The sequence below is a fragment of the Methylobacterium sp. E-066 genome, assembly GCF_022829635.1.
GTDB lineage: Bacteria > Pseudomonadota > Alphaproteobacteria > Rhizobiales > Beijerinckiaceae > Methylobacterium.
The window spans coordinates 78,352-102,973 of the sequence record NZ_JAKSYO010000150.1 but is presented as its reverse complement, the minus strand read 5'-3'; the positions used below and the strand labels follow the sequence as shown (position 1 = coordinate 102,973).

Genomic DNA, 24,622 nt, shown 5'->3' with positions numbered 1-24,622 from the left:
GCCGTGCGGGTCAGCGGCATGGCAGATGTGGTTCGGCCCTCATTCCGCGACGCTCCCTGCTCAGGCGCCAGCAACGGTGCGGATACCCCCTCGCCCCGCTTGCGCGGAGAGGGCTTGGGAGACCTCGTCCGGGCCGAACCTGGCCGGGAGCCGAGGGTGAGGGCGCGTTTCCGCACGCGTGCCCCGTTCTGAACCGAACCGACTCCGCCGCTTCTGCTTCGCCTGCGCTTCCCGCACGGACGACGAGGTCCGTGCGGGCCTCTCCCCGCAAGCGGGGCGAGGGGGCGCCAACGTTGCCGTCGCGATAGGCCGTTGAAGCCGTCAGCGCCGCCTCACTAGCTCAAGGGCCGATCATCCCCCGGCGCCAAAGCCGCCAGCATCGTCGGCTCGATCGCCGCGTAGCCGGCTTCGTTGAGGTGGATGCCGTCCTCGGTGAGCTCCGGCCGCAGCGCGCCGGACGGGGTGGCGAGGGGCGCGTGATAGTCGATCAGCCCCGCGGCGCTGGCGGCGCAATGGGCGCGGATCCAGCGGTTCAGGGCGTGGATGCGCGCCACCGGCCGCAGCTCCGGGCGCCACCCCCAGAAGTCGCTCGGCATCACGGTGCCGATCCAGAGCGGCAGCCCGGCCTCGAAGGCCAGCCGGGCCATGGCAGCGATGTTGTCCCGGACCGCGCCGTCCGAGACCGGGCCGCCGATCTCGGCGATGTCGTTGATCCCGCACAGCAGGTGGACACCCCGGGCGCCGGCCGCGTCCCGCAGGAACCGGGCGCGGATCTGCCCGCTCGTCTGACCCGGCACGCCCCGGGCGGTGAACCCGTGCCGCGCAAACGTCTCGGCCCGGGCGACGCCCCAGCCGGCGGTGATCGAATCGCCGATGAACACCAGCGGCCGGTCCTGTCCGTGTCCCACGTGTCCCCCGTCCGCGTCATGCGGACCCTGCCCGGAGAACCCCCATGCCCGCAACCACCGGTCCGGCCCGGGGGCCGGGCGACGCCTTCGCGGCCGGATGCCGGAGCCTCGGGCCGCGCCTGATGCGCGATCTCGGGCTCACCGATCTCCAGGCCGCGGGGCTCCTGGGCAATCTCGGCCACGAGAGCGGCGGCTTCCGCCAGCTCCAGGAGGTCGCCCCTTCGGTAGCCGGATCCCGCGGCGGCTGGGGCTTGGCGCAATGGACCGGCCCCCGGCGCGTCGCCATGGAGGCCTGGTGCCGGGCGCAGGCCCTCGATCCCGCATCCCTGGACGCGCAGTACGGCTACCTCTGCGTCGAACTGCGCACCACCGAAGCTGCGGCCCTCGCCGACCTGCGGCAGGCCCCGACCCTGGAGGCCGCCACCGAGAGCGTGTGCCGGCTCTTCGAGCGGCCGGGGGTGATCGCCCTGGCGAGCCGGATCGCCTGGGCCCGCCGGGCGCTCGCCGCGCTGCGTGAGCGCGCGCCGCCCATTCCCGAATCCCGAGCCGGCCGGGTCCGCCGCGCGCGCAACACCGGAGATCGATCATGACGCAGCTCTTCCGTGCCGGGCTCGCGCTCGCGGGTGCCGCGATCCCGTTCGTCGCCCTCGTATCCCCGGCGCTGGCCGGTGCGCCCGCGGGCGGCGTGGCGATCCCCTGGGGCGACTGGCTGGTCGGCCTGCTGCAGCCGGTCTCGGCGGTCCTGGTGCCGGTCGCCGCCGCGGCCGTCACCGCCGGGATCGCCCGGGTCGCGCCCTGGGCGGCCTCGCTGCTGACCCGGGAGCGGGTCGAGGCGGCGATCCGGGCCGGGGCCGAGTACGGCCAGAACGCCGTCGCCGGCGCCGCCCGGGGCCGGACCGTGAGCGTCGATCTCGGCTCCGCCGTGGTGGCGGCCGGCGCCCGGCACGTCCTGGCGCATGCCCCGGCCCATGTCGTCCGGCAGGCCGGCGGCGCCGAGGGCGTGGCCGCCCGGATCTTCCGCGCCCTGCCGCTCGACCCGCAGGCCAGCGTCGGCAACGTCCTGACCCCGGCGCTGGCGAAGCTGCGCGAGGGAGATGCGGCCCATCGGGCCTGACGGCGTCCGGCGCTATTCGCCCGTAAATCGTTGATTTCACACGTCTTCTGACGAGGCTGAAGTTCCCTTTCCCTGGTGGGTGCGATGGTCACACATCGGCTGGTGCAGGCCACCACGCGCTCCCTCTCCCGTGCGGGAGAGGGTTGGGGTGAGGGACCAGGTCTTTCCGGAGAGGTCGCATCCCTCACCCTGTCCCTCTCCCGCACGGGAGAGGGGACCCGCGCCTTCTACGGTCGCCGATGCGAGTCCTCTCGGGCCCGCACGGAAAGGGCGCAACGCGGCCTGCGCACGACCCTGTGCAAGTCCGGCAAGGCTCTGAGGGGCAGGAAACCATGAACGCCGCCCATCACCCCCCGCGCCATCCGCCCGATCCCGACGGCCGGGCGCGCACGATCCGGTTCCCGCCGTTCTGGCACGCCTATGTCGCGCGCCAGACCGAGCCGCGCCTGGCGATTCTCGACGCGCTCGTGGACGCCCATCTCGAGCGGCGGGTGCTGCGCCGCTATCTCCGGCGCCTCAAGCACGCGACCCTGTTCGCCTTCGTCACCGCGGCGGCGGCCGCGCACTGGTTCTCGGACCAGATCGCGTGGCTCGTCGAGCGCATGCCCGCCCTGCGGGCGTTCTGGACGCTGATCACGGGAGGTTCGCGATGAGCCGACACTGGAACCGGATCCTCGACCGGATCTGGCTGGCCCTGTCCGGGGCGGCTTCGATCGCGATCATGCTCCAGCTCGGCGCGCAGGTTGGCGCGCGGCCCTGGTCGATCGATGCCGTCCTGGCCGCCCACGCGGCCGCGCCGGCGAGCCTGTTCCGGCCGTCCCCGCCGGCCGGTTGCCGGGACGACCGCTAGAGCCGCCGGCCGGGCCCCGCAATCGCCTGTGTGGCGCGGCCCGAGCGGTGGAACCCGAAAAGCCCGTCGGCCGTAGTGCCGGACGATGCCGCCCGCGATCAGATCCTTCACGCTTCCCCGTTGCCGACAGCCCGCCGATCGCGCGTCGTCGGACCTGCAGCTCCGTATTCAGGGCGCATTCAGTGCCCTCGGCGCTACGTGCTTGGCAATGCGCTACGCCATCGCCCTCGTTGCCATCAGCCTGACCGCCGCGGCGCTTGCCGCCAGCGGTCTCGGCTCCATGGCCGATGACGGTCCGGCCCCGCAGACGGCTCAGGCGGCGGATCCGACGCCCCTACGGATCGAGTCCTGCCTGTCGCCGGCCGACATGCGTGAGGAAGTCGGCGAGCGCCGGGTGATCGCCCCGGTGGCGGCGATCCGGGCGGCCCGCACGGTGATCCCCCGGGCTGAGATCCAGCGCGCGAGCCTCTGTCGCCATGAAGACGGCCTCGTGTACATGCTCACCGCCTTGCGCCGGGACGGGCATTTCGTGCACGTGATCGTCGACGCCCGCACCGGCAAGGTCGCGGGCCAATATTGACCGGGCTTCACACCCGCAGCGGAATGGAGTGAGCCGTGCGACTGCTCGTCGTGGAGGATGACCGGGATATCAACCGGCAGGTGGTCGCGGCGCTGGAGGAGGCCGGCTACGTCGCCGACAAGGCCTATGACGGCGAGGAGGGCGGCTATCTCGGGGAGAGCGAGCCCTACGACGCGATCATCCTCGACATGGGCCTGCCCAAGGCCGACGGCGTCTCGGTGCTGCAGAAGTGGCGCCGGGCCGGGGTGAAGACGCCGGTGATCATCCTCACGGCTCGGGACCGCTGGTCGGACAAGGTCGACGGCTTCGATGCCGGCGCCGACGATTACGTGACCAAGCCGTTCCACATGGAGGAGCTGATGGCCCGGGTCCGGGCGCTCCTGCGCCGGGCGGCGGGCCACGCCTCCAGCCAGATCGCCTGCGGTCCCGTCACCCTCGACACCCGCTCCGGCAAGGTCTTCGTCGACGGCGCCCAGGTGAAGCTCACCAGCCACGAATACCGGCTGCTCTCCTACCTGATGCACCATACCGGCCGGGTGGTCTCCCGGGCCGAGCTGACCGAGCACCTCTACGACCAGGATTTCGACCGGGATTCGAACACCATTGAGGTGTTCGTCGGCCGCCTGCGCAAGAAGCTCGCGGTGGACCTGATCCAGACCGTGCGCGGCCTCGGCTACCTGGTAGATCCGAACCAGCCGCCGGCCCGGGTGTGACGGGTTTGCCCAGCCCCGGCACGCTGCGGGCCGTGTTCATGCGCGGCGGCACCAGCAAGGCGCTGATGCTGCGCCGGCAGGACGTGCCCGGGGACATCGCCGCCTGGGAATCCGCCTTCCTGTCGGCCATGGACAGCCCCGACCCGTTCGGGCGCCAGCTCAACGGCATGGGCGGGGGCGTCTCCTCGGTCTCGAAGATCTGCATCGTCGAGCCCTCGACGCGGCCGGATGCCGATATCGACTACACCTTCGTGCAGGTGGTGGTCCGCGAGGGGCGGGTCGACCTGTCCGGCAATTGCGGCAACATGCTTTCGGCGGTGGGCCCCTTCGCGGTGGACGAGGGGCTGGTGGAGGCCGCCGACGGCCCGGTGTGCTTGCGGATCTTCAACACCAATACCCGCAAGCGCATCGAGGCCGCCTTCGAGGTCCGGGGCGGCCGCGCCGTCTATCGCGGCGACCTGGCGATCCCCGGCGTCACCGGCACGGGCGCGCCGATCCGCCTCGACTTCGTCGATCCGGGCGGCGCCACCACCGGACGGCTGCTCCCCACCGGCGCCGTCCGGCAGACCCTCGACGTGCCGGGGCTCGGGCCGATCGAGGCCTCGCTGGTGGACGCGGCCAATGCCTGCGTGTTCGTCCGCGCCGCTGATCTGGGCCTCACCGGCACCGAATTGCCCGCCGCCCTGGAGGCGGTGCCCGGGCTTCTCGACCGGCTGGCGCGGATCCGCCTGGCCGCCTCCGTGGCGATGGGCATCGCCCCCGACATCGAGGCCGCAGCGCGGATCGTCCACGTGCCCTTCGTGGGCCTGGTCGCGCCGCCGCAGGATTCCTCCAGCCTGTCCGGGGCCGCGATCCGCGCCGGGGACGTCGACCTGACCGCCCGGGTGATCTCGAACGGCGTGCCGCACCAGGCCCTGCCGCTCACCGCCACCCTGTGTCTCGCGGTGGCCGCCCGGATCGAGGGCAGCCTGGTCCACGAGGCTGCGCATCCGACCGGTGACGCGGCCCTGCGGGTCGGCATGCCGTCGGGCATCCTCACCGCCGACGCCGCCGTGACGCGGGACGGCGCCGGATGGCGGGCGGAGCGCGGCTCGTTCTTCCGCACCGCGCGGCCGCTGATGCGGGGTGAGGTGTTCTATGATGCGGTGACGCCCGGGTGAGTGCGGTTGCACCGATGAAAACCCTGATCGGTCTCTTTTCCCTGCGCCGTCGCTCGATCGCGGTGCGGCTTGCCGTGTCGGCGTTCCTGTCGAGTTCGGCGATCCTGCTGATCGCCGCCTGGATCCTCACGACCCTGTACCGGGAGAACACCGAGCGCGCCTTCGACAGCCGGCTCCTGGTCTTCACCAACAACCTCGCCACCGATCTGGTCTCGCCCAACGATCCCGAGAGCCGGACCTTCTCGCTCGGCGATCCGCGCTTCGACCTGCCCCTGTCCGGATGGTACTGGCAGGTCGGCAAGCCCGACGCGAAGCCCCGGGACCTGCGCACCTCCCGCTCGCTGGTCGGCGTGCCGCTGGGGCCGGCCACCGATTCCGACGGCAAGGTCGGGGTCGGGCAGATCCGCCAGGGCTACGGCAAGGCCCAGGACGGGCGGCTGCTGCGCATCATGGAGCGCGACGTCGATCTCGGCGAGGAGGGCCGCTACACCGTGCGGGTCGCCGGACCCGCCGACGAGATCGTCAACGATGTCGACCGGTTCCGGAACTCGCTGACCATCACGTTCGGGCTGCTCGGCCTGTCGCTGGCGATCACCACGCTCTTGCAGATCCGGTTCGGTCTCGCGCCCCTGAAGAAGATGCGCGCCGCGCTCGGTGCCGTGCGCCGCGGCGAGGCCGACCGCATCACCGGCACCTATCCGCGCGACATCGCCCCGCTCACCGGCGAGGTGAACCTTCTGATCGAGACCAACCGGGAGATCCTGGAGCGCGCCCGAACCCAGGTCGGCAACCTCGCCCACGCGCTCAAGACGCCGCTCTCGATCATCGTCAACGAGGTCGGCGCCTCGGACGCCCCCGAGGAGCTGTCCCAAAAAATCCGCGAGCAGGCGGCGGTGATGCGCGATCAGGTGAATTATCATCTCGACCGCGCCCGGGCCGCGGCGCTCGCCGGTACGCTGGGCACCTCGACGGAGGTCGAGCCGGCCCTGGCCGGCCTCGTGCGCACGTTCGGAAAAATCTACCGGGACAAGGACATCGCCTACGACGTCCATGTTCCCCCGGGCCTGCGCTTCCGGGGCGAGCGCCAGGATTTCGAGGAGATGGTCGGCAACCTCGTCGACAACGCCTCAAAATGGGCCCACGGCCGGGTGGCGATCCGGGCCGAGGCCGTGGCCAAGCACGATTATCCCCACCTCGTGGTCGCCATCGAGGATGACGGCCCGGGCCTGCCCCCGGAGGCCCGCCAGGCGGTGCTCGGCCGCGGCCGGCGCCTGGACGAATCGAAGCCCGGCTCCGGGCTCGGCCTCTCCATCGTGGCGGATCTCGCCACCCTGTACCGGGGGCGCTTCACCCTGGAGCAGGCGAGTCTCGGCGGCCTGCGGGCTGTCCTCGAAGTGCCGGGTGATGCGCCCGTGGGCGCGGCCAGCCATTGATGGAATTCAGGTCGGGCGGCAAAGGCGGCCGTGTTGACGCCGGCAATCTTCAGGTCTGACAGTGCCGCAAAGCTTGCCGCGTAGGCTGTGCAGTGGAATCAGATCTTGGCGTTCGTCTCCCTCATCTCGGGGATACCGGCCTCATTCAGCATCGAAGCCGAGGGCGACATGGCGCACGTGGTTCTCGTGCCGGTCGCTTATTGCGATGTCAGCGACAGGCTGGTTCAGGTCGAAGCAAGGCTGACATACACGCAGGCAACCTTGCCGCGCCTGCACATCGCTTCATTCCATGAATTCTCATTCACGATCCTGGTCGTCAGCCTGTCGGATGATACGCCGACCTATGAAACGCAGGATCGGACCTACGCACGGCCCTACCTACCCGATGCGTGTCGGCCCCTGATCATGCCGATCGTCTCGGCTTGTCTAAGAGCGCTCGTCGCTCATGTACGGCCGACGGTGATCTACCGCGTCACGAAGTCTCGCAATCCGCCCGAGAAGGCACTGCGGAAAGATGTCTTGCTGACACGAACGCTGGAGGATGAAGGCTATGCGGTCATGGAGACCGGAACGGATCTGTGGGGCCGAAGGTTTTGGCTCCTGAGCCGCGCGTTGACAGTCTGAGATCCGTGTGGAGGATATCGGTCGTTCAGGAGGATGCCATGACCACCACCCTGCGGCATCCGCGCAGCGACGATCATTACGTCAGCGACCGCGTCTTCGATGGTGTCCGGACACGCGATGCCGACACGTCGGTCCGGGATCGCGAGCGGGCCGTGAAGCAACTGGACCGTCTTCGCGCGGGGCGCCGGGCAGATGGCGGCAAGCGTGACTGATCGCGGCGATGTCTGAAGCTGCGACGTTCGAAGACCCCGCCCGAGCGGGGTTTTTTATTGCTTTTGCGGGGCCGGGCCCGCAATCGAAGTCTCGCGCCGACCGGGATGAGCGGCGAAGCGATCAATCCTTCCTGCGGCCTATCGTGTTAGGCCTTTCCCGACTGGGCCACGGTAGAGTTTCCGAGTTTCGATGACGGCGATCTGGTTCATCCTGGCGGGTATGACCGCGGCTTGCGTGCTCGGCCTGCTCTGGCCGATGTCGCGGCGCACGGCCGTTCCGGCCGGCGAGGCGGGCGGCTCCGGCATCGATACCGAGACCGCGTTCTACGAGGACCAGGTCGCCGAGATCGCCCGCGACCAGGAGCGCGGCCTGATCGCCCCGGACGAGGCCGAGACCGCCCGCGCCGAGGCCGGCCGCCGGCTGCTGCGGGCGAGCCGCGAGGCCCGGCACGACGCGTCGGATGCCGTCGCGGACGAGGCCGCGCGCCCGGCCGAGCCGCGGCTGCGCCGGCGCCGGGCGGCCTCCGCCTTCGCGCTGTCCACGATCCCGCTGGTCGCGCTGATCGCCTACGGGCTCTACGGCTCTCCGGAACTGCCGGCGCAGACCGATGCCGACCGGCAGGCCGCCCGGGGGGGCACCGAGGACCTGATGAAGGCGGTCGGCCAGATCGAGGCGCGCCTCGCTCGCGATCCGAACGACGCCCGCGGCTGGGCCGTGCTCGCCCCGGTCTACATGCGCACCGGCCGGTTCGACGACGCGGCCCGCGCCTTCGCCAACATCGCCCGGCTGAAGGGCGAGACCGCCGACACCCTGGCCGATTGGGGCGAGGCCCTGACGGCTTCGGGCGAAGGCACCGTCTCGCCCGAAGCCAAGGCCCTGTTCGAAAAGGCGCAGGCCAAGGATGCGAGCGCCGCCAAGCCGCGCTTCTATCTCTCGCGCGCGGCCGAGCAGGCCGGCGATACCGGCGAGGCGATCCGCCAGCTCAGCGCCCTGGAGGCCGCGAGCCCGGCCGACGCGCCCTGGCTCGGACTGGTCCGGCAGAACCTCGCCCGGCTCAAGGGCGAGCCGGCGCCCCCCACCGCTCCTCCGACAGCCCAGAAAATTCCGGCCGAGCAGCAGGCGGCGATCCGCGGCATGGTCGACGGGCTCGATGCCCGGCTCAAGGCCGGCGGCGGCACCCCCGACGAATGGTTGAGGCTGACCCGGTCCCGCGCGGTGCTCGGCGAGCGCGATGAGGCGGTCGCCGCCCTGGCCCGGGCCCGGGTGGCGCTGGCCGGCGACCCGCAGGGGCTCGCCCAGGTCGAGGCGGGCGCCCGCATCCTGGGTCTCGATCCCGGCGCCCCGGCCCAACCGGCGGCGCCTGGTCCCATGGCGGGGCCCGCGCCCCGCTCGGACACCGAATCGGCCGCCGCGACCATGCAGGCGATGTCGCCAGCCGAGCGCGACGTCGCGATCCGCGGCATGGTCGACGGCCTCGACCGGCGTCTCACGGCCCGGGGCGGCACGCCGGACGAGTGGCTGCGGCTCGTGCGCTCCTACAGCGCCCTCGGCGAGCGCGATCAGGCGATCAAGGCCCTCGACCGCGCCCGGATGGCGCTCGCCGCCAATTCCGAGGCGGTGAGCCGCCTCGACGGGCTCGCCCGGGAACTCGATCTGGCCCCCAAATCCAATCCCTGAGAACCGTTCGTACGACAATCGGTCCTGCTTCACGCCCTTGACCGGCGCGCTCACCCGGCCGACACCCTGCAAGGCTAGAATGAGAACGGTTTAGGTCTGAACGGGCACAAGCCCGACGGACCCGGGGTGGAAGAGACGTGACGCGCAAGAGCCGCCGCCTGATCCTGATCGCCGCCTGCGGCAGCGTCCTGGCGCTCGCCGTGGGGCTGATCCTGTTCGCCATGAGCGGCTCGATCGTGTTCTTCCGCTCGCCCACCGACATCGCCCAGCAGGGCATCGCCCCCGGCACCCGCCTGCGCCTCGGTGGGCTGGTCAAGGACGGCTCGCTCCGGCGCGGGCCGGACCAGACGGTGGATTTCACCGTCACCGACACCAACGCCACCGTCGAGGTCCAGTACAAGGGCCTGCTGCCCGACCTGTTCCGCGAGGGGCAGGGCGTCGTGGCCGAGGGCATGCTCGAGCCGGGCGGTCGGTTCCGCGCCGACACCGTGCTCGCCAAGCACGACGAATCGTACATGCCCCGCGAGGTCGCCGACGCCCTGAAGGCGCAGGGGCGCTGGCAGGAGGGCGGCAGCAAGGGTGGCGGGCCGCAGCAGCCCGCGACCGCCTCCAACGGCGGCACCCTCGGCCCCCGCAGCGAGCGGTAAGGAAACCGGATGATCGTCGAGACCGGCCATTTCGCGCTCGCGCTCGCGCTGGCGATCTCCCTCGTCCAGATGGTGATGCCGGTCTGGGCGGCGCGCTCGGGCGACCCGGCCCTGCGCCAGGTCGCCTCGCAGGCGGCGCTCGGCGCCTTCGCGTGCGTGCTCTTCGCCTTCGCGGCGCTGACCTGGGCGCACGTCACCTCGGACTTCTCGGTCCAGAACGTGGTCGAGAACTCGCACACCCAGAAGCCGCTGATCTACAAGTTCTCCGGCGTCTGGGGGAACCACGAGGGCTCGATGCTCCTGTGGGTCCTGATCCTGACCCTGTTCGGCGCCTGCGTGGCGGCGGCCAAGAATTCCGTGCCGCCGCGGCTGCGCGCCAACACGCTGGGCGTGCAGGGCCTGATCACCTTCGTGTTCGTGCTGTTCATCATCACGACCTCGAACCCGTTCAGCCGCGTGGTGCCGGCGCCCCTGGAGGGCAACGACCTCAACCCGCTGCTGCAGGATGTCGGCCTCGCGATCCACCCGCCGCTCCTCTACATCGGCTATGTCGGCTTCTCGATCAGCTTCGCCTTCGCGGTCGCCGCCCTGATCGACGGGCGGATCGACGCGGTCTGGGCGCGGGCCGTGCGGCCCTGGACCCTGGCAGCCTGGTCGTTCCTGACGCTGGGCATCGCGATGGGCTCGTACTGGGCCTATTACGAGCTCGGCTGGGGCGGCTGGTGGTTCTGGGATCCGGTCGAGAACGCCTCCCTGATGCCCTGGATCGCCGGCACGGCGCTGCTTCACTCCACCGTGGTGATGGAGAAGCGCGACGCCCTGAAGGTCTGGACGGTGCTGCTCGCCATCCTGACCTTCTCCCTATCGCTGATCGGCACCTTCCTGGTCCGCTCCGGGGTGATCACGTCGGTGCATTCCTTCGCCACCGACCCGACCCGCGGCGTCTTCATCCTGGCGATCCTGATCCTGTTCATCGGCGGCTCGCTGACGCTGTTCGCCTGGCGGGCGCCGCTGCTGCGCCAGGGCGGCCTGTTCGCCCCGATCTCCCGGGAGGGCGCCCTCGTCCTCAACAACCTGTTCCTCGTGGCCGCCTGCGCCACGGTGCTGGTGGGGACGCTCTACCCGCTCCTCCTGGAGATGCTGACCGGGGAAAAGATCACGGTCGGGCCGCCCTTCTTCAACGCCACCTTCATCCCCCTGGCGATCCCGCTCCTGCTGATCGTCCCGTTCGGCCAGGCACTCGCCTGGAAGCGCGGGGACGTGCTCGCCGCCTCGCAGCGCCTGTTCGCGGCGCTCGCCGTCGCCCTGGTGGTTGGCTTCGCGGTCCTGGCCCTGACCTGGGGCGGCCCCGTGATGGCGCCGGTCGGGATCGGGCTCGGCGCCTACCTGCTGATCGGCTCGGTCCTGGAGATCGTCTCCCGAGCCCGGGGTTTTGGGTCCAGCCGGACCCGCGACCTCGGCCAGATCGGGCGTCGGGCCATCGGCCTGCCACGCTCGGCCTGGGGGACCGCGCTCGCCCATGCCGGCGTCGGCGTGGTGGTGATCGGCATCGCCGCGCAAGGGTGGGCCACCGAGGGGCTGGCGACGCTCAAGCCCGGCCAGACCCTCACGTCCGGCCCCTACACCGCGACCCTTGATCGAGTCGCGCCCCGCGCCGGCCCGAACTACGAGGAGGCCGCTGCCTTCCTGACGATCCGCACGCGCTCCGGCGACGAGGTCGGCCATGTCGAGACCGGCAAGCGCTTCTACCCGAGCCGCAAGATGTCGGTGACGGAATCGGGCCTGCTGACCATCGGGGCGAGCCAGGTCTATGCCAGCCTCGGCGAGATCGGCCAGGACGGCGGTGTCGGCGTGCGCCTCTACTACAAGCCGCTGGTGCTGATGATCTGGCTCGGCGCCGTGGTCATGGCGCTGGGCGGCGGCCTGTCGCTCACCGACCGCCGGATGCGCGTTGGCGTCCCGGCCAAGGCGCGGGCTCGGGCGATGCCAAACGCGGCCGCGGTGCCGGCCGAGTGATGGCTTGGGTCATGACCTTGGGCGCCATCGCCCGCCGCGCAGTCCCTCCCCCCTCTGCGGGGGAGGGTGGGCCGGCCGTCAGGCCGGGTCGGGAGAGGGGAGCGCGGTATCCGGAGAAGTCGCGCCGGGAGTCCCATCCTCTACCGTCGCGCTGCCCCTCTCCCCCCCTGCTGCGCAGGGTACCCTCCCCCGCAGAGGGGGGAGGGGGCGCGCGCGGCCGCCTCGTCTTCGCGCTCCTCGCCGCCCTCGCGTTCGCTGCCCCGGCCCACGCCGTCCAGCCCGACGAGGTGCTGAAGGATCCGGTGCTGGAGCACCGCGCCCGGGAGATTTCCTCGGAATTGCGCTGCCTCGTCTGCCAGAACCAGTCGATCGACGATTCCGACGCGCCGCTGGCCAAGGACCTGCGCGTGATCGTGCGCGAGCGCCTGCAGAAGGGCGACACCGATCCGGCGGTGCTGCGCTATGTCGTCGACCGCTACGGCGAGTTCGTGCTGCTGCGGCCGGTCTTCGCCCTGCACACGCTGCTGCTGTGGCTGACACCGATCCTGGCGGTCCTGCTCGGCGGCTTCGGGATCTGGCGTCTTTCGCGCCGCCGGCCGGCCGCACCGGTCCGGACGCTGACGCCGGCCGAGGAGGCGGAGGTCGCCGCGCTGCTGCGACGGGAGTAGGATCGGGTCCATCGCGATTCGCCTGTCCGATTCGGCATGAGTCTTGGATCCGGCAAAGCCGATCGCATGATCGGCGACGCGCCCGGGGTAGAGACGATGACCGCCGCCACGCTCACCATCTCCAGCCGCAACTACTCGTCCTGGTCCCTGCGGGGCTGGCTGATCTGCCGGATGGCGGGGCTCGACTTCGACACCGAGGTGCTGTCGGGCACGGACGCCACGAGCCGCGCCGAGCTGCTGCACCTGTCCCCGTCCTTCCTGGTGCCGCGCCTGCGCCACGGCGACGTGGTGGTCTGGGACACCCTCGCGATTGCCGAATATCTCGGCGAGACCTTTCCGGATGCGGGCTTCCTGCCCCGCGATGTCGCCGAGCGGGCTCATTGCCGCTCCATCGCCGGCGAGATGCATTCGGGCTTCGTCAATCTGCGCTCGGCCCTGCCGATGAACCTGCGCGCCTTCCATCCGGGCTTCCGGGTGTTCAACGGCGCCAAGGCCGATATCGAGCGCATCGTCACGATCTTCGACGATTGCCTGGACCGCTATGACGGGCCGTTCCTGTTCGGCGATCGCCCCGGCCTCGCCGATGCCCTCTACGCCCCGGTCTGCACGCGCTTTCGCACCTACGACGTGGCGCTCCCGCCCCGGGCGGCGGCCTATCGGGACACGATCCTGCATTGGCCGCTGATGATCGAATGGGCCGAGGCCGCCGCCGACGAGCCGGACGAGATCGAAGAGCTGGACATGGAATTCTGAGACGCCGTTTCCTAGCCGGCTGCAGTTTCTTGCATGGCACAAATCTATGTTGCGGCGCACGCAAGAATTTTCGGCGGCTGGCAAGCAGCAGAAACCAATGACTTAAGAAAGACTTATCGCGTTATCCGCCGGCGACCATCGCACGGGTGACAGGTCAACAGAGATCCTTTGTCGGCCGACCGGACTGCGCCATTGATGGGGTTCGGCATTTCTGTTCCACTTCGCATTAGAAGAAGAACAGACTGGGCTGGAAACCATGGCGGGTCACGAGCCCTGGAGTGCGGAACGCGCGACCGGGATCATTGCTGAGCACACCCATCTCGAAGGCGCGACGCTGCCGATCCTGCACGCGTTGCAGGCGACCTTCGGGTACGTCGATGGCGGCGCCGTGCCGCTCATCGCCGACGCGCTGAACCTGTCGCGCGCCGAGGTGCATGGCTGCATCACCTTCTACCATGACTTCCGTGCTCATCCGGCCGGCCGCCACGAGGTGAAGCTGTGCCGGGCCGAGGCCTGTCAGGCCATGGGCTCGGACAAGCTCCACCGCGAGATTTTGGGCCGCCTCGGCTGCGACTGGCACGAGACCACCGCCGATGGCAGCGCCACGGTCGAGCCGGTCTACTGCCTCGGCCTCTGCGCCAACGGCCCCGCGGCCCTCATCGACGGCGAGCCGGTGGCCCACCTGACCGCCGACGCCCTCGACGAGGCGCTGGCCGAAACCAAGCGGGAGACCCGCCAGTGAGCGTCACCCTTTACGTCCCCCGGGACGCCGTGGCCCTCGGCCTCGGCGCCAACAAGGTCGCCCGGGCCCTGTTCGCGGGCGCCGAGCGCCGCGGCCTCGACGTGACCATCGTGCGTACCGGCTCGCGCGGCCTGTTCTGGCTGGAGCCGATGGTCGAAGTCGCTACGTCTGAGGGCCGGATCGCCTACGGGCCGGTCAAGGTCGCGGATGTCGACGCCCTGCTCGATGCCGGCCTTGCCACCGGCGGCGAGCATGATTTGCGCCTCGGTGACCCGGAAAAAATCCCGTTCCTCGCCCGGCAGCAGCGCCTGACCTTCCACCGTTGCGGCGTGATCGATCCGGTCTCGGTGGCGGATTACCGCGCCCATGGCGGCTATCGCGGGCTCGAGGCCGCGCTGAAGCTCGACGCCGAGGGCATCGTCGCGGCGGTGCGCGATTCCGGCCTGCGTGGCCGCGGCGGCGCAGGCTTCCCGGCCGGCATCAAGTGGAACACGGTGATGCTCGCCGCCGCGGATCAGAAATACGTCGTCTGCAATGCCGACGAGGGCGATTCCGGCACCTTCGCCGACCGGATGATGATGGAGGGCGACCCCTTCAACCTCATCGAGGGCATGACCATCGCGGCCGTCGCCACCGGTTCGACCCGCGGCTACATCTACCTGCGCTCCGAATACCCGCAGGCCTTCGCGACCTTGAAGGAAGCGATCGCCAACGGCATCGAGGCCGGCGTCCTCGGGAACGACATCCTCGGCTCGGGCAAGACCTTCCATCTGGAAGTCCGGCTCGGGGCGGGCGCCTATATCTGCGGCGAGGAGACCTCGCTGCTGGAGAGCCTGGAGGGCAAGCGCGGCATCGTGCGGGCGAAGCCCCCGATTCCGGCGCTCAAGGGCTTTTTGGGCAAGCCGACGCTGGTCAACAACGTCATGACCTTCACGGCCGTGCCGTGGATCCTCGAGAACGGCGCCGGGGCCTACGCCGATTACGGCATGGGCCGCTCGCTCGGCACCCTGCCGATCCAGCTCGCCGGCAACATCAAGCATGGCGGCCTGATCGAACTCGCCTTCGGGGTGACGCTCCGCGAGGTGATCGAGGATTACGGCGGCGGCACCCGCTCAGGGAGGCCGGTGCGGGCCGTACAGGTCGGCGGGCCGCTGGGCGCCTACTTCCCCGATCACCTGCTCGACACGCCCCTCGATTACGAGGCGATGGCGGCCAAGAAGGGCCTCGTCGGCCATGGCGGCATCGTGGTGTTCGACGACACCGTCGACATGGCCTCTCAGGCCCGCTTCGCCTTCGAGTTCTGCGCCACCGAATCCTGCGGCAAGTGCACCCCCTGCCGCATCGGCGCGACCCGTGGCGTCGAGACCATGGACAAGGTCATCGCCGGCATCCGGCCGGAGACGAACCTCAAGCTGATCGAAGACCTCTGCGAGGTCATGACCGATGGGTCGCTCTGCGCCATGGGCGGGCTGACGCCGATGCCCGTGATGAGCGCGATCACCCATTTCCCCGAGGATTTTGTCCGCGCGGGCTCGCTGCCTGCCGCGGCCGAGTGAGGAGGCTTCCATGGCCCTCATCAAAGAGATCGACTACGGCACGCCGATCCGCGTCGCGGAGCAGACCGTCACCCTGACGATCGACGGCATGGACGTGACGGTTCCGGCCGGCACCTCCGTGATGGCGGCGGCGATGCATGCCGGCACGCAGATCCCGAAGCTGTGCGCCACCGACAGCCTGGAGCCGTTCGGCTCCTGCCGCCTCTGTCTCGTGGAGATCGAAGGGCGGCGCGGCACGCCGGCTTCCTGCACCACGCCGGCCGAGAACGGCATGGTCGTGCGCACGCAGACCGACAAGCTCGCCAAGCTCCGCAAGGGCGTGATGGAGCTCTACATCTCCGATCACCCGCTGACCTGCCTGACCTGCGCCGCCAACGGCGATTGCGAATTGCAGGACATGGCCGGCGTGGTCGGCCTGCGCGACGTCCGCTACGGCTACGAGGGCGACAACCACGTCGTGCCGACGGCGGAAAAGTACCTGCCGAAGGACGAGTCGAACCCGTATTTCACCTACGATCCGTCGAAGTGCATCGTCTGCAATCGCTGCGTCCGCGCTTGCGAGGAGGTGCAGGGCACCTTCGCGCTGACCATCGCGGGCCGCGGCTTCGACAGCCGCGTGGCGGCAGGCCCGACCAACTTCATGGAGTCCGAGTGCGTCTCCTGCGGCGCCTGCGTGCAGGCCTGCCCGACGGCCACGTTGCAGGAAAAGTCGATCCACGAATTCGGCCAGCCCGAGCACGCCGAGGTGACGACCTGCGCCTATTGCGGCGTCGGCTGCTCGTTCAAGGCCGAGATGCAGGGCACCCGCGTCGTCCGCATGGTGCCGTATAAGGGCGGCAAGGCCAACGAGGGCCATAGCTGCGTCAAGGGCCGCTTCGCCTACGGCTACGCCACCCACAAGGACCGCATCACCAAGCCGATGATCCGCGCCAAGATCACGGATCCGTGGCGCGAGGTTTCTTGGGAGGAGGCGATCAGCCACGCGGCCTCGGAGTTCAAGCGGATCCAGGCGACCTACGGCAAGGATTCGGTCGGCGGCATCACCTCGTCGCGCTGCACCAACGAGGAGGCCTACCTCGTCCAGAAGCTCGTGCGCGCCGCCTTCGGCAACAACAACGTCGATACCTGCGCCCGCGTCTGCCATTCGCCCACCGGCTACGGCCTGATGTCGACGCTCGGCACCTCGGCCGGCACCCAGGACTTCAAGTCGGTCGAGCAGTCCGACGTGATCCTGGTGATCGGCGCCAACCCGACCGACGGCCATCCGGTCTTCGGCTCGCGGATGAAGAAGCGCCTCCGGCAAGGGGCGAAGCTGATCGTTGCGGATCCGCGCAAGATCGACCTGGTGAAGTCGCCCCACATCAAGGCCGATTACCATCTGCCGCTGAAGCCCGGCTCCAACGTCGCCTTCATCAATTCGCTGGCGCACGTCATCGTCACCGAAGGGCTGATCGACGAAGCCTATGTCCGCGAGCGCTGCGATCTCGCCGAGTTCGAGACCTGGGCCCGGTTCATCGCCGAAGAGCGCCACTCCCCCGAGGCGCAGCAGACCTTCACCGGCCTCGACCCGGCCGAGGTCCGCGCGGCGGCCCGGCTCTACGCCACGGGCGGCGCGGCCGGCATCTATTACGGCCTCGGCGTCACCGAGCACAGCCAGGGCTCGACCATGGTGATGGGCATGGCCAACATCGCCATGGCCACCGGCAACATCGGCAAGCTCGGCGCCGGCGTGAACCCGCTGCGCGGCCAGAACAACGTCCAGGGCTCCTGCGACATGGGCTCGTTCCCGCACGAGTTCACCGGCTACCGCCACGTCTCGGACGACGCCACCCGCGAGAGCTTCGAGGCCCTCTGGGGCGCCAAGCTCGACGGCGCGCCGGGCCTGCGCATCACCAACATGCTGGACGAGGCCGTCGATGGCGCGTTCAAGGGCCTGTACATCCAGGGCGAGGACATCGCGCAGTCGGATCCCGACACGCACCACGTCACCTCCGGCCTGAAGGCGATGGAATGCATCGTCATCCAGGACCTGTTCCTGAACGAGACCGCCAAATACGCCCACGTCTTCCTGCCGGGCGCTTCGTTCCTGGAGAAGGACGGCACCTTCACCAACGCCGAGCGCCGCATCTCCCGCGTGCGCAAAGTGATGCCCCCGATGGGCGGCTACGGTGACTGGGAGGGCACGGTGCTGCTCTCGAACGCGCTGGGCTACAAGATGGAATACAGCCACCCGTCCGAGATCATGGACGAGATCGCGGGCCTGACCCCGAGCTTCACCGGCGTGTCCTACGCCAAGCTCGACGAGCTGGGCTCGGTGCAGTGGCCCTGCAACGAGAAGGCGCCGCTCGGCACGCCGATGATGCACGTCGACCGCTTCGTCCGCGGCAAGGGCCGGTTCATGATCACCGAGTTCGTGGCCACCGAGGAGCGGACGGGGGCGAAGTTCCCGCTGATCCTGACCACGGGCCGGATCCTGTCCCAGTACAATGTCGGCGCGCAGACCCGGCGCACCGAGAACTCGCGCTGGCACGAGGAGGACGTGCTGGAGATCCACCCGTTCGACGCGGAGCTGCGCGGCGTGGTCGACGGTGATCTGGTCTCGCTGGAGAGCCGGTCCGGCGACATCGCCCTGAAGGCCAAGGTCTCGGAGCGAATGCAGCCGGGCGTGGTCTACACCACGTTCCACCACGCCAAGACCGGCGCCAACGTCATCACCACCGACTATTCGGACTGGGCGACCAACTGCCCCGAATACAAGGTGACGGCGGTGCAGGTCCGGCGGACCAACCGGCCGTCCGACTGGCAGGCGAAGTTCTACGAGGAGGATTTCTCGCTGACGCGCATTGCCCAGCGCCTCGACGCGGCGGAGTGAGCCGATGAGCGCGCAGACCCAGGAGGACAAGCTCCTCCGGATGGCGAACCAGATCGCCACGTTCTTCCGGTCCTACCCGGAAGACGAGGCGGTGGCCGGGGTGCACAAGCACATCACGGCCTTCTGGACGCCCAAGATGGTCTCGAAGCTCGAGGCCGCCCTGCCGGAGATGGGCGACCGGGCCGACAGCCTGGTGCAGCGGGCCCTGCGTGGCGCTGTGCCCCAGGCCGAGAGCCCGGTGCGCCCGGCGACCCGCGATCCGCAGAAGCTCGGCGAGGGCGCCAGCGACGCCGGCTGATCCGGGCGCCCCGCAGTCGAACCAAGATCTGGATCGCGCGCCAGATGTTTCCGCGTGCTGGCACCCGGCAGCCGGAATGGTTAAGATTGCGCCGTGGCAAGACTCGCTCAAGAGAGTCGGCCCGGAGGAGTCGCGATGCATTCAGAACTAGCGGGCGCGGTCGCGTCCGGGAGCGCTCACGGCTGGTTGTCCCGTGAACGCATCGTCGCCAAACCGGGCTTCAATCGCTGGCTGGTCCCGCCCGCGGCCCTGGCGATCCATCTCTGCATCGGCATGTCCTACGGGCTGTCGGTGTTCTGGCTGCCGCTGAGCCGGGCACTCTCCGTCGGCCAGCCCGCCCCCGCCGCCTGCCCCGACATGGGCGTGATCACGGCCCTGTTCACCACCACCTGCGACTGGCGGGTCAGCGACCTCGTCATCGTCTTCTCGATCGGGATCGTCATGCTCGGCCTCTCGGCCGCCGTGTTCGGCGGCTGGCTGGAGCGGGCCGGGCCGCGCAAGGCCGGCATCGCGGCCGCCCTGTGCTGGGGCGGCGGTTTCCTGATCGGTGCGCTCGGCGTCTATCTCCATCAGCTCTGGCTGATCTGGCTCGGCATGGGCCTGATCGGCGGCATCGGGCTGGGGCTCGGCTACATCTCCCCGGTCTCGACGCTCATCAAATGGTTCCCCGACCGGCGCGGCATGGCCACCGGCATGGCGATCATGGGTTTTGGCGGCGGCGCGATGATCGGCTCGCCGCTCGCCGACGGCCTGATCAAGACCTTCCGCAGCGCCGAGTCCGTCGGCGTCTGGCAGACGCTGGCCGTGATGGGGCTCGGCTACATCGTGTTCATGCTGGGCGGCGCCTTCGGCTACCGGGTCCCGCCGGCGGGCTGGAAGCCGGACGGCTGGACGCAACCGGCGGCCAAGAACGCCATGATCGCCTCGGGCCACGTCCATTTGCGGGATGCGCACAAGACCTTCCAGTTCTGGATGATCTGGCTGGTGCTCTGCCTCAACGTCTCGGCCGGCATCGGCGTCCTCGCGCTCGCCTCGCCGATGCTCCAGGAAATCTTCGGCGGCGCCCTGATCGGGCTGCCCGGCACCGGCTTCTCCGCCCTCGATGCCGGCCAGAAGGCCCAGATCGCCGCGATCGCGGCCGGCTTCGTCGGCCTGTTGTCGCTGTTCAACATCCTGGGCCGGTTCTTCTGGGCCTCGATGTCGGACCGGATCGGCCGCAAGCTCACCTACGCGATCTTCTTCGCGCTGGGCGGCGTGCTCTACGCCGCCGCGCCCTGGGCCGCCGGGATCGGCTCGCAGGCACTGTTCGTCGCGTTCTTCTGCGTGATCCTGTCGATGTATGGCGGCGGCTTCGCGACGATCCCCGCCTACCTCGCCGACGTGTTCGGCACGCAGTTCGTCGGCGCGATCCACGGCCGCCTGCTCACCGCCTGGTCGACCGCCGGCATCGTCGGGCCGTTCGTGGTCACCAAGATCCGCGAGGCCCAGGCCGCCGCCGGGGTGCAGGGGGCGGATCTCTACGGGCGGACGATGTACGTGCTGGCGGCGTTCCTGGCCGCCGGGTTCGTCTGCAACCTGCTGATCCGGCCGCTGGCCGGCCGCTGGTTCATGTCCGAGTCCGAGCGCGCCGCCCTCGATGCCCGGGCCGGAGCCGCCTCCGTGCGCGCCTCGGGCTCGTTCGGCATCGGCCGGGGCGGGTTCAGCGCCGGGGCCGCGCTGGCCTGGGCGGTGGTCGGCATCCCGATCCTCTGGGGGATCGGCATCACCCTGTCGAAGGCGTTCATCCTGTTCCGCTGAGCTGGCCTGTTGTGGCCGGACGGGCGGGTGATTACGTTCTGGCATGCCACCGCGTGGCGGCATGAGTCGTTCGGAATGCCCCCGTGATCGACAAGCTGGATTTCCTGCTCGCGCTCGCCCGCGAGCAGCATTTCGGCCACGCCGCCGAGACCTGCGGGGTGACGCAGCAGACCCTCTCGGCCGGCGTGAAGCAGCTGGAGAACCGCTTCGGCGTGCAGCTCGTGCTGCGCGGCTCGCGCTTCCAGGGCTTCACCCCGGAGGGTGAGCGGGTCCTCGAATGGGCGCGCCGCATCGTGGCCGACGCGCGGGCGATGCACGAGGAGGTCACCGGCCTGCGCCGGGGTCTGACCGGGCACCTGCGCATCGCCGCGATCCCCACGGCCCTGCCGATGATCGTGAGCCTGACCACCCCGTATGGCGAGCGCCACCCGGACGTGCGGCTGACGGTCGAATCCGCGGCCTCGGCCGACATCTTCTCGCTGATCGAGAACCTGGAGGCCGATGCCGGCCTGACCTACCTCGACAACGAGCCCCTCGGCCGGGTCGTCTCGGTGCCGCTCTACCGGGAGCGCTATCGCTTGGTGACGGCCGATGGCGGCCCGTTCGACGGCCGCAGCAGCGTCACCTGGGCCGAGACCGGCCGCTTGCCGCTCTGCCTGCTGACCCCGAACATGCAGAACCGGCGGATCATCGATCAGCAGATCCGCGAATCGGGCGCGGAGCCGGTCGCGACGCTCGAATCGAATTCGATGATCGTGCTGATGACCCATGTGCGCAGCCTGCGCTGGGCCTCGATCATGCCGGAGATCCTGGTCGACGCTCTCGGGCCGATGGCGGGGGTGCGGGCGATCCCGATCACCGCGCCGGACCTGGAGCACACGATCGGGCTCGTCGCCCCGCGGCGCGAACCCTCGACCCCGATGGTGACCGCCCTCGTCGCCATCGCCCGGACCCTGGCGCGGACGCTCGATCCCGAACTGTCCGGGGCGGCGGTGCCGGGCGCGTGAGCCGTGTTCAGGCCGGAGCCGACAGGCTCCGCCAGAGGCCGCGAACCGCCCGATAGGGCAGCAGCGGCAGCTTGAGGACGATGCGGGCCGCGAGAACCGCCAGGACGATCACCATCGTCAGCAGCATTTTCGACATCGTGTGCGCGCTCCAATGACCGGTCCGGCCAATGCGGGGGGATGCGGATCCCGGCGCAGCGTCAGGCAGCGCCCGAATCGCGGCGACACTACGGCGTGGCACTGGGCTGGGGCCGACCACCGGAGGACGGATCGGTGCGCACATAGAAAAAGCCGCCCCGTCCCCGGAGCGGCTCTTCGGATCGGCTGAGGCCTGAGGGCGGCCTCAAACCTTCTCGATCTTGCCTTACTTGATCTTGGTTTCCTTGAACTCGACGTGCTTGCGCGCCACCGGGTCGTACTTGCGCATCGTCAGCTTCTCGGTCTGCGTGCGGGAGTTCTTCTTGGTGACGTAGAAATAGCCGGTGTCGGCGGTGGAGATGAGCTTGATCTTGACGGTGACGGCCTTGGCCATGGCGCGGCGCTCCTGCAGGGTGCGGCATTCCGCGTGAGCGAAACGCAAATGGCCGGGAAAGCCCGGCCGAATACGGGCGGGTCAATGCCCGATCGGGTCGGTCAGGTCAAGACCGGGGGGCGGATCGCTCCATCGTGGCCAGGCTCAACGAGAAGGCCAGGAACAGGGCGAGCAGCGCCCAGGCGAAGCCGTGCGGCGGCACGAGGTCGAGGCCGCCGCCGATCACGGGCGGCCCCAGCATCAGGCCGACATTGTACAGCACCACAAAGGCGGCGTTGGCGCCCGCGAGATCGGTGGCCGGAACCCGGTCGCCCAAGGTGGTCAGGCCGACCGTGTAGAGCGTGCCGGCGATGCCGCCCCACAGGAACAGGATGAGGCCGAGGGCCACCGGCGAACCGGAGGCCAGCGGGATCAGGGCCGAGCCCGCGGCGCCGCCGAGGCCCGCGCCGAGGAGCACCGCGTGCCGGTCGAAGCGGTCGGCGAGCCAGCCGAACGGGATCTGGAACAGCACGTTGCCCAGCGCGATCAGGCTGACGAGGCCAGCTGCCCCTTGCGCGTCGTAGCCGAGGCGCAGCCCGTAGAGCGGCAGGATCGCGAAGATCCCGGTCTCCACCGCCCCGTAGGCGAGGGCGGCGAGCAGCGCCCCGGGTGCGAGGCGCAGATAGGCGAGGATGCTGCGGCCGGAGCCGTGCTCGATCGTCGGCGACAGCCCGCGGGCGAGGACGATCGGCAGGCCGCCGGCCAGCATCAGGGCTGCGCCGGTCAGGTAGGGCGCCAAGCCCTCGGTTCCGACCAGCGCCAGCAGGGCCGGGCCGACCGCGAAGCCGGCGGCCAGCACGGTGGCGTAGATGCCCATCACCAGGCCGCGCCGCTCCGGCGGGGCTGCCGCGTTGATCCAATACTCGGAGAGCACGAACAGCGCGCCGAGCGTCATCGAGAACACGAAGCGCAGGGGGAACCACAGGGCGATGCCCGGAACCATCGGGAAGGCCGCGAGGCTCACTGCCCCCACGATCAGCGCCAGGCACAGGAGCCGTGCGACGCCGATCCGCGACGCCAGCCGCGGCACGAACGGCACCGTGCAGATGCTGGCAACACCCGCGATCGCGGTGTTGAGCCCGATCACGGTGCTCGATGCGCCGCGTCGCTCCATCTCGATCGACAGGAGCGGGATCGACAGGCTCAGCCCGATCCCGACGACGGTGACGCAGGCGATGGCGGCGGTGATCGCCGCCACGGTGTCCGGCCCGATCCCGCTTGGCGCGACGATCCGGTCCGGCCTCTCGGACACATTCACAAGGCGACCCGTTCGCGGCGCCCGTAGCGCTCGTAATGGAAGGGGATCATCCGGTACGGCGCGAAATCGACGGCGATCTGCGCCTCGAGATCGTCGAGGACGGCCCGGGTGATGAACGGCAGGTCGAGCTTGCGCGCCGCGTCGAGGCGGACCCAGGCAAGCTCGGTGAATTCGGAGTCCGGGCTCACCCGGCCCGGCTCCTCGGCCGCGACCAGGCGGCGGTCGATGGCGAAGAAACGCGTGTCGAACCGGCGCACGCGCTTGGGCGGCGTGATCGCCCGGGCAACCAGATGCAGCGCCTCCAGGTCCGGCAGGATTCCGTGCCGGGCAAAGCCTTCCCAGCCCTCCGGCGTGGTCTCGGGGGCGCCGTGCTCGGTCGTACCCAGCAACAGGCCGGTCTCCTCATAGGTTTCCCGGATGGCGGCGAGCGCCAGCGCCCGGCCGAGATGGTGCGGCGGCCGGGAGACCTGCCGGGTCAGCGCGGCCTCGGCGTAGTCGGGCAGGGCGCCGGCCACCGGCATGTGGCGGTCGCCGAGCTCGATCCGGCCGCCTGGGAACACGAACTGCCCCGGCATGAACGCGAGTTTCGGGTTCCGCCGGCCCATCAGGACCTTCGGGCCGCCTTTGCCGCGCCGGTCGAGCACGATCAGGGTCGCGGCGTCCCGCGGGCGCAGGCGCGCCGGTGACGGCTTCGGCTCAAGGCTGGTCGGGATCTCGGATTCCTGCTGCGGCTCCGGCTGCGGCAAGGCGCGTCTCCTTCAACCCCGAGACGGGGCGGCCCCGCGGTAACGTGGCGAAGCCTTGCATGCCAAGGGCATATTGCAACCCGACGACCGCGCCCTTGACCGGCTGGAGCAGCGCGAGGGCGAAGAGCAGCGTAAAGACCGGCCAGATGCCCATCTCGACCCAGAGCGGGACGTCGTAATTGGTCTCGGTCTCTAGGATCAGGTAGCCGACGATGTGGCCGACGATGAAGATCACCGCGTAGGGCGGCAGGTCGTCGGCCCGGTGGTGGTGCAGTTCGAGGCCGCAGGCATCGCATTCCGGCCGCACCTTGAGGAAGCGCCCGAAGATCCGGCCCTGGCCGCAATGCGGACAGCGACCGATGAAGCCGCGCGCCATCGCGGGGATCAGGCGGGTGCGCACGGGAATCGCGTCGGTGGCCATG

27 protein-coding genes are annotated in these 24,622 nt (G+C 70.1%); 21 read left to right on the top strand and 6 right to left on the bottom strand.

The window, feature by feature from the left end; genetic code table 11:
• Nucleotides 1-335: 335 nt before the first annotated feature.
• Nucleotides 336-908, bottom strand: coding sequence for a GDSL-type esterase/lipase family protein (locus MKL20_RS21110; RefSeq protein WP_244038315.1), 573 nt, complete (start codon nucleotides 906-908; stop codon nucleotides 336-338).
• 44 nt (nucleotides 909-952) lie between these two features.
• Between MKL20_RS21110 and MKL20_RS21105 the strand changes: the two genes are divergently transcribed.
• From MKL20_RS21105 to MKL20_RS21005, 21 genes are all read left to right on the top strand, one after another.
• Nucleotides 953-1,498 carry a phage tail tip lysozyme gene (locus tag MKL20_RS21105; RefSeq protein ID WP_244038314.1) on the top strand — a complete coding sequence of 182 codons (546 nt, stop codon included), beginning with the start codon at nucleotides 953-955 and terminating at the stop codon, nucleotides 1,496-1,498.
• Nucleotides 1,495-2,022 carry a hypothetical protein gene (locus tag MKL20_RS21100; protein ID WP_244038313.1) on the top strand — a complete coding sequence of 176 codons (528 nt, stop codon included), beginning with the start codon at nucleotides 1,495-1,497 and terminating at the stop codon, nucleotides 2,020-2,022. Before MKL20_RS21105 ends, MKL20_RS21100 begins: the two co-directional genes overlap by 4 nt.
• A 332-nt stretch (nucleotides 2,023-2,354) precedes the next feature.
• A complete protein-coding gene (locus tag MKL20_RS21095; protein ID WP_244038312.1) occupies nucleotides 2,355-2,675 on the top strand; it encodes a hypothetical protein in 321 nt (106 codons plus the stop codon).
• The gene (locus MKL20_RS21090; protein ID WP_244038311.1) at nucleotides 2,672-2,872 is read left to right on the top strand and encodes a hypothetical protein; all 201 of its coding nucleotides are present in this window, start codon (nucleotides 2,672-2,674) and stop codon (nucleotides 2,870-2,872) included. Before MKL20_RS21095 ends, MKL20_RS21090 begins: the two co-directional genes overlap by 4 nt.
• Nucleotides 2,873-3,080: 208 nt before the next feature.
• A complete protein-coding gene (locus tag MKL20_RS21085) occupies nucleotides 3,081-3,452 on the top strand; it encodes a PepSY domain-containing protein (RefSeq protein WP_243963475.1) in 372 nt (123 codons plus the stop codon).
• Nucleotides 3,453-3,487: 35 nt separating this feature from the next.
• Nucleotides 3,488-4,165, top strand: a complete 678-nt coding sequence (locus MKL20_RS21080) for a response regulator transcription factor (RefSeq protein ID WP_007565778.1) — start codon at nucleotides 3,488-3,490, stop codon at nucleotides 4,163-4,165.
• A 5-nt stretch (nucleotides 4,166-4,170) separates the two neighbouring features.
• Nucleotides 4,171-5,325, top strand: coding sequence for a PrpF domain-containing protein (locus MKL20_RS21075; RefSeq protein WP_279594899.1), 1,155 nt, complete (start codon nucleotides 4,171-4,173; stop codon nucleotides 5,323-5,325).
• A gap of 14 nt (nucleotides 5,326-5,339) precedes the next feature.
• Complete coding sequence (locus tag MKL20_RS21070; protein ID WP_243963472.1) at nucleotides 5,340-6,758, top strand: sensor histidine kinase; 1,419 nt, start codon at nucleotides 5,340-5,342, stop codon at nucleotides 6,756-6,758.
• Nucleotides 6,759-6,863: 105 nt separating this feature from the next.
• The gene (locus tag MKL20_RS21065) at nucleotides 6,864-7,382 is read left to right on the top strand and encodes a hypothetical protein (protein WP_244038309.1); all 519 of its coding nucleotides are present in this window, start codon (nucleotides 6,864-6,866) and stop codon (nucleotides 7,380-7,382) included.
• A gap of 38 nt (nucleotides 7,383-7,420) precedes the next feature.
• The gene (locus tag MKL20_RS21060; RefSeq protein WP_244038308.1) at nucleotides 7,421-7,594 is read left to right on the top strand and encodes a hypothetical protein; all 174 of its coding nucleotides are present in this window, start codon (nucleotides 7,421-7,423) and stop codon (nucleotides 7,592-7,594) included.
• 190 nt (nucleotides 7,595-7,784) lie between these two features.
• Nucleotides 7,785-9,272 carry a c-type cytochrome biogenesis protein CcmI gene (gene ccmI, locus MKL20_RS21055; RefSeq protein ID WP_244038307.1) on the top strand — a complete coding sequence of 496 codons (1,488 nt, stop codon included), beginning with the start codon at nucleotides 7,785-7,787 and terminating at the stop codon, nucleotides 9,270-9,272.
• 137 nt (nucleotides 9,273-9,409) lie between these two features.
• Nucleotides 9,410-9,919 (top strand): cytochrome c maturation protein CcmE, encoded by a 510-nt coding sequence (ccmE, locus tag MKL20_RS21050; RefSeq protein ID WP_243963467.1) that lies wholly within the window; start codon nucleotides 9,410-9,412, stop codon nucleotides 9,917-9,919.
• 9 nt (nucleotides 9,920-9,928) lie between these two features.
• Nucleotides 9,929-11,935: a heme lyase CcmF/NrfE family subunit gene (locus MKL20_RS21045; protein WP_244038306.1), complete on the top strand. Its 2,007-nt coding sequence runs from the start codon at nucleotides 9,929-9,931 to the stop codon at nucleotides 11,933-11,935.
• A 170-nt stretch (nucleotides 11,936-12,105) separates the two neighbouring features.
• Complete coding sequence (locus MKL20_RS21040; RefSeq protein WP_279594910.1) at nucleotides 12,106-12,603, top strand: cytochrome c-type biogenesis protein; 498 nt, start codon at nucleotides 12,106-12,108, stop codon at nucleotides 12,601-12,603.
• A gap of 96 nt (nucleotides 12,604-12,699) precedes the next feature.
• Nucleotides 12,700-13,356 (top strand): glutathione S-transferase family protein, encoded by a 657-nt coding sequence (locus tag MKL20_RS21035; protein ID WP_244038319.1) that lies wholly within the window; start codon nucleotides 12,700-12,702, stop codon nucleotides 13,354-13,356.
• A gap of 256 nt (nucleotides 13,357-13,612) precedes the next feature.
• Nucleotides 13,613-14,098, top strand: coding sequence for a formate dehydrogenase subunit gamma (locus tag MKL20_RS21030; RefSeq protein WP_244038304.1), 486 nt, complete (start codon nucleotides 13,613-13,615; stop codon nucleotides 14,096-14,098).
• Nucleotides 14,095-15,654 carry a formate dehydrogenase beta subunit gene (locus tag MKL20_RS21025; protein ID WP_244038303.1) on the top strand — a complete coding sequence of 520 codons (1,560 nt, stop codon included), beginning with the start codon at nucleotides 14,095-14,097 and terminating at the stop codon, nucleotides 15,652-15,654. The genes MKL20_RS21030 and MKL20_RS21025 overlap by 4 nt, the downstream gene beginning before the upstream one ends.
• Nucleotides 15,655-15,664: 10 nt before the next feature.
• Nucleotides 15,665-18,526, top strand: a complete 2,862-nt coding sequence (gene fdhF, locus MKL20_RS21020; protein ID WP_244038302.1) for a formate dehydrogenase subunit alpha — start codon at nucleotides 15,665-15,667, stop codon at nucleotides 18,524-18,526.
• A gap of 4 nt (nucleotides 18,527-18,530) precedes the next feature.
• Nucleotides 18,531-18,824 carry a formate dehydrogenase subunit delta gene (locus MKL20_RS21015; protein WP_244038301.1) on the top strand — a complete coding sequence of 98 codons (294 nt, stop codon included), beginning with the start codon at nucleotides 18,531-18,533 and terminating at the stop codon, nucleotides 18,822-18,824.
• A gap of 135 nt (nucleotides 18,825-18,959) precedes the next feature.
• Nucleotides 18,960-20,621: an OFA family MFS transporter gene (locus MKL20_RS21010; RefSeq protein ID WP_244038300.1), complete on the top strand. Its 1,662-nt coding sequence runs from the start codon at nucleotides 18,960-18,962 to the stop codon at nucleotides 20,619-20,621.
• 83 nt (nucleotides 20,622-20,704) lie between these two features.
• Nucleotides 20,705-21,628, top strand: coding sequence for a LysR family transcriptional regulator (locus MKL20_RS21005; RefSeq protein ID WP_244038299.1), 924 nt, complete (start codon nucleotides 20,705-20,707; stop codon nucleotides 21,626-21,628).
• Nucleotides 21,629-21,635: 7 nt separating this feature from the next.
• Here the strand turns inward: MKL20_RS21005 and MKL20_RS33050 are convergent, their stop codons facing one another.
• From MKL20_RS33050 to MKL20_RS20985, 5 genes are all read right to left on the bottom strand, one after another.
• Nucleotides 21,636-21,764, bottom strand: coding sequence for a hypothetical protein (locus MKL20_RS33050; protein ID WP_279594898.1), 129 nt, complete (start codon nucleotides 21,762-21,764; stop codon nucleotides 21,636-21,638).
• A gap of 225 nt (nucleotides 21,765-21,989) precedes the next feature.
• Entirely contained in the window at nucleotides 21,990-22,157 is a 168-nt protein-coding gene (rpmG, locus tag MKL20_RS21000) for a 50S ribosomal protein L33 (RefSeq protein ID WP_007565747.1), read from the bottom strand.
• A 106-nt stretch (nucleotides 22,158-22,263) separates the two neighbouring features.
• A complete protein-coding gene (locus MKL20_RS20995; protein WP_244038298.1) occupies nucleotides 22,264-23,454 on the bottom strand; it encodes an MFS transporter in 1,191 nt (396 codons plus the stop codon).
• Nucleotides 23,451-24,200, bottom strand: coding sequence for an NUDIX hydrolase (locus tag MKL20_RS20990; RefSeq protein WP_244038297.1), 750 nt, complete (start codon nucleotides 24,198-24,200; stop codon nucleotides 23,451-23,453). The genes MKL20_RS20995 and MKL20_RS20990 overlap by 4 nt, the downstream gene beginning before the upstream one ends.
• Nucleotides 24,151-24,621 (bottom strand): DUF983 domain-containing protein, encoded by a 471-nt coding sequence (locus MKL20_RS20985; RefSeq protein WP_243963455.1) that lies wholly within the window; start codon nucleotides 24,619-24,621, stop codon nucleotides 24,151-24,153. The genes MKL20_RS20990 and MKL20_RS20985 overlap by 50 nt, the downstream gene beginning before the upstream one ends.
• Between the last annotated feature and the right edge of the window lies 1 nt (nucleotide 24,622).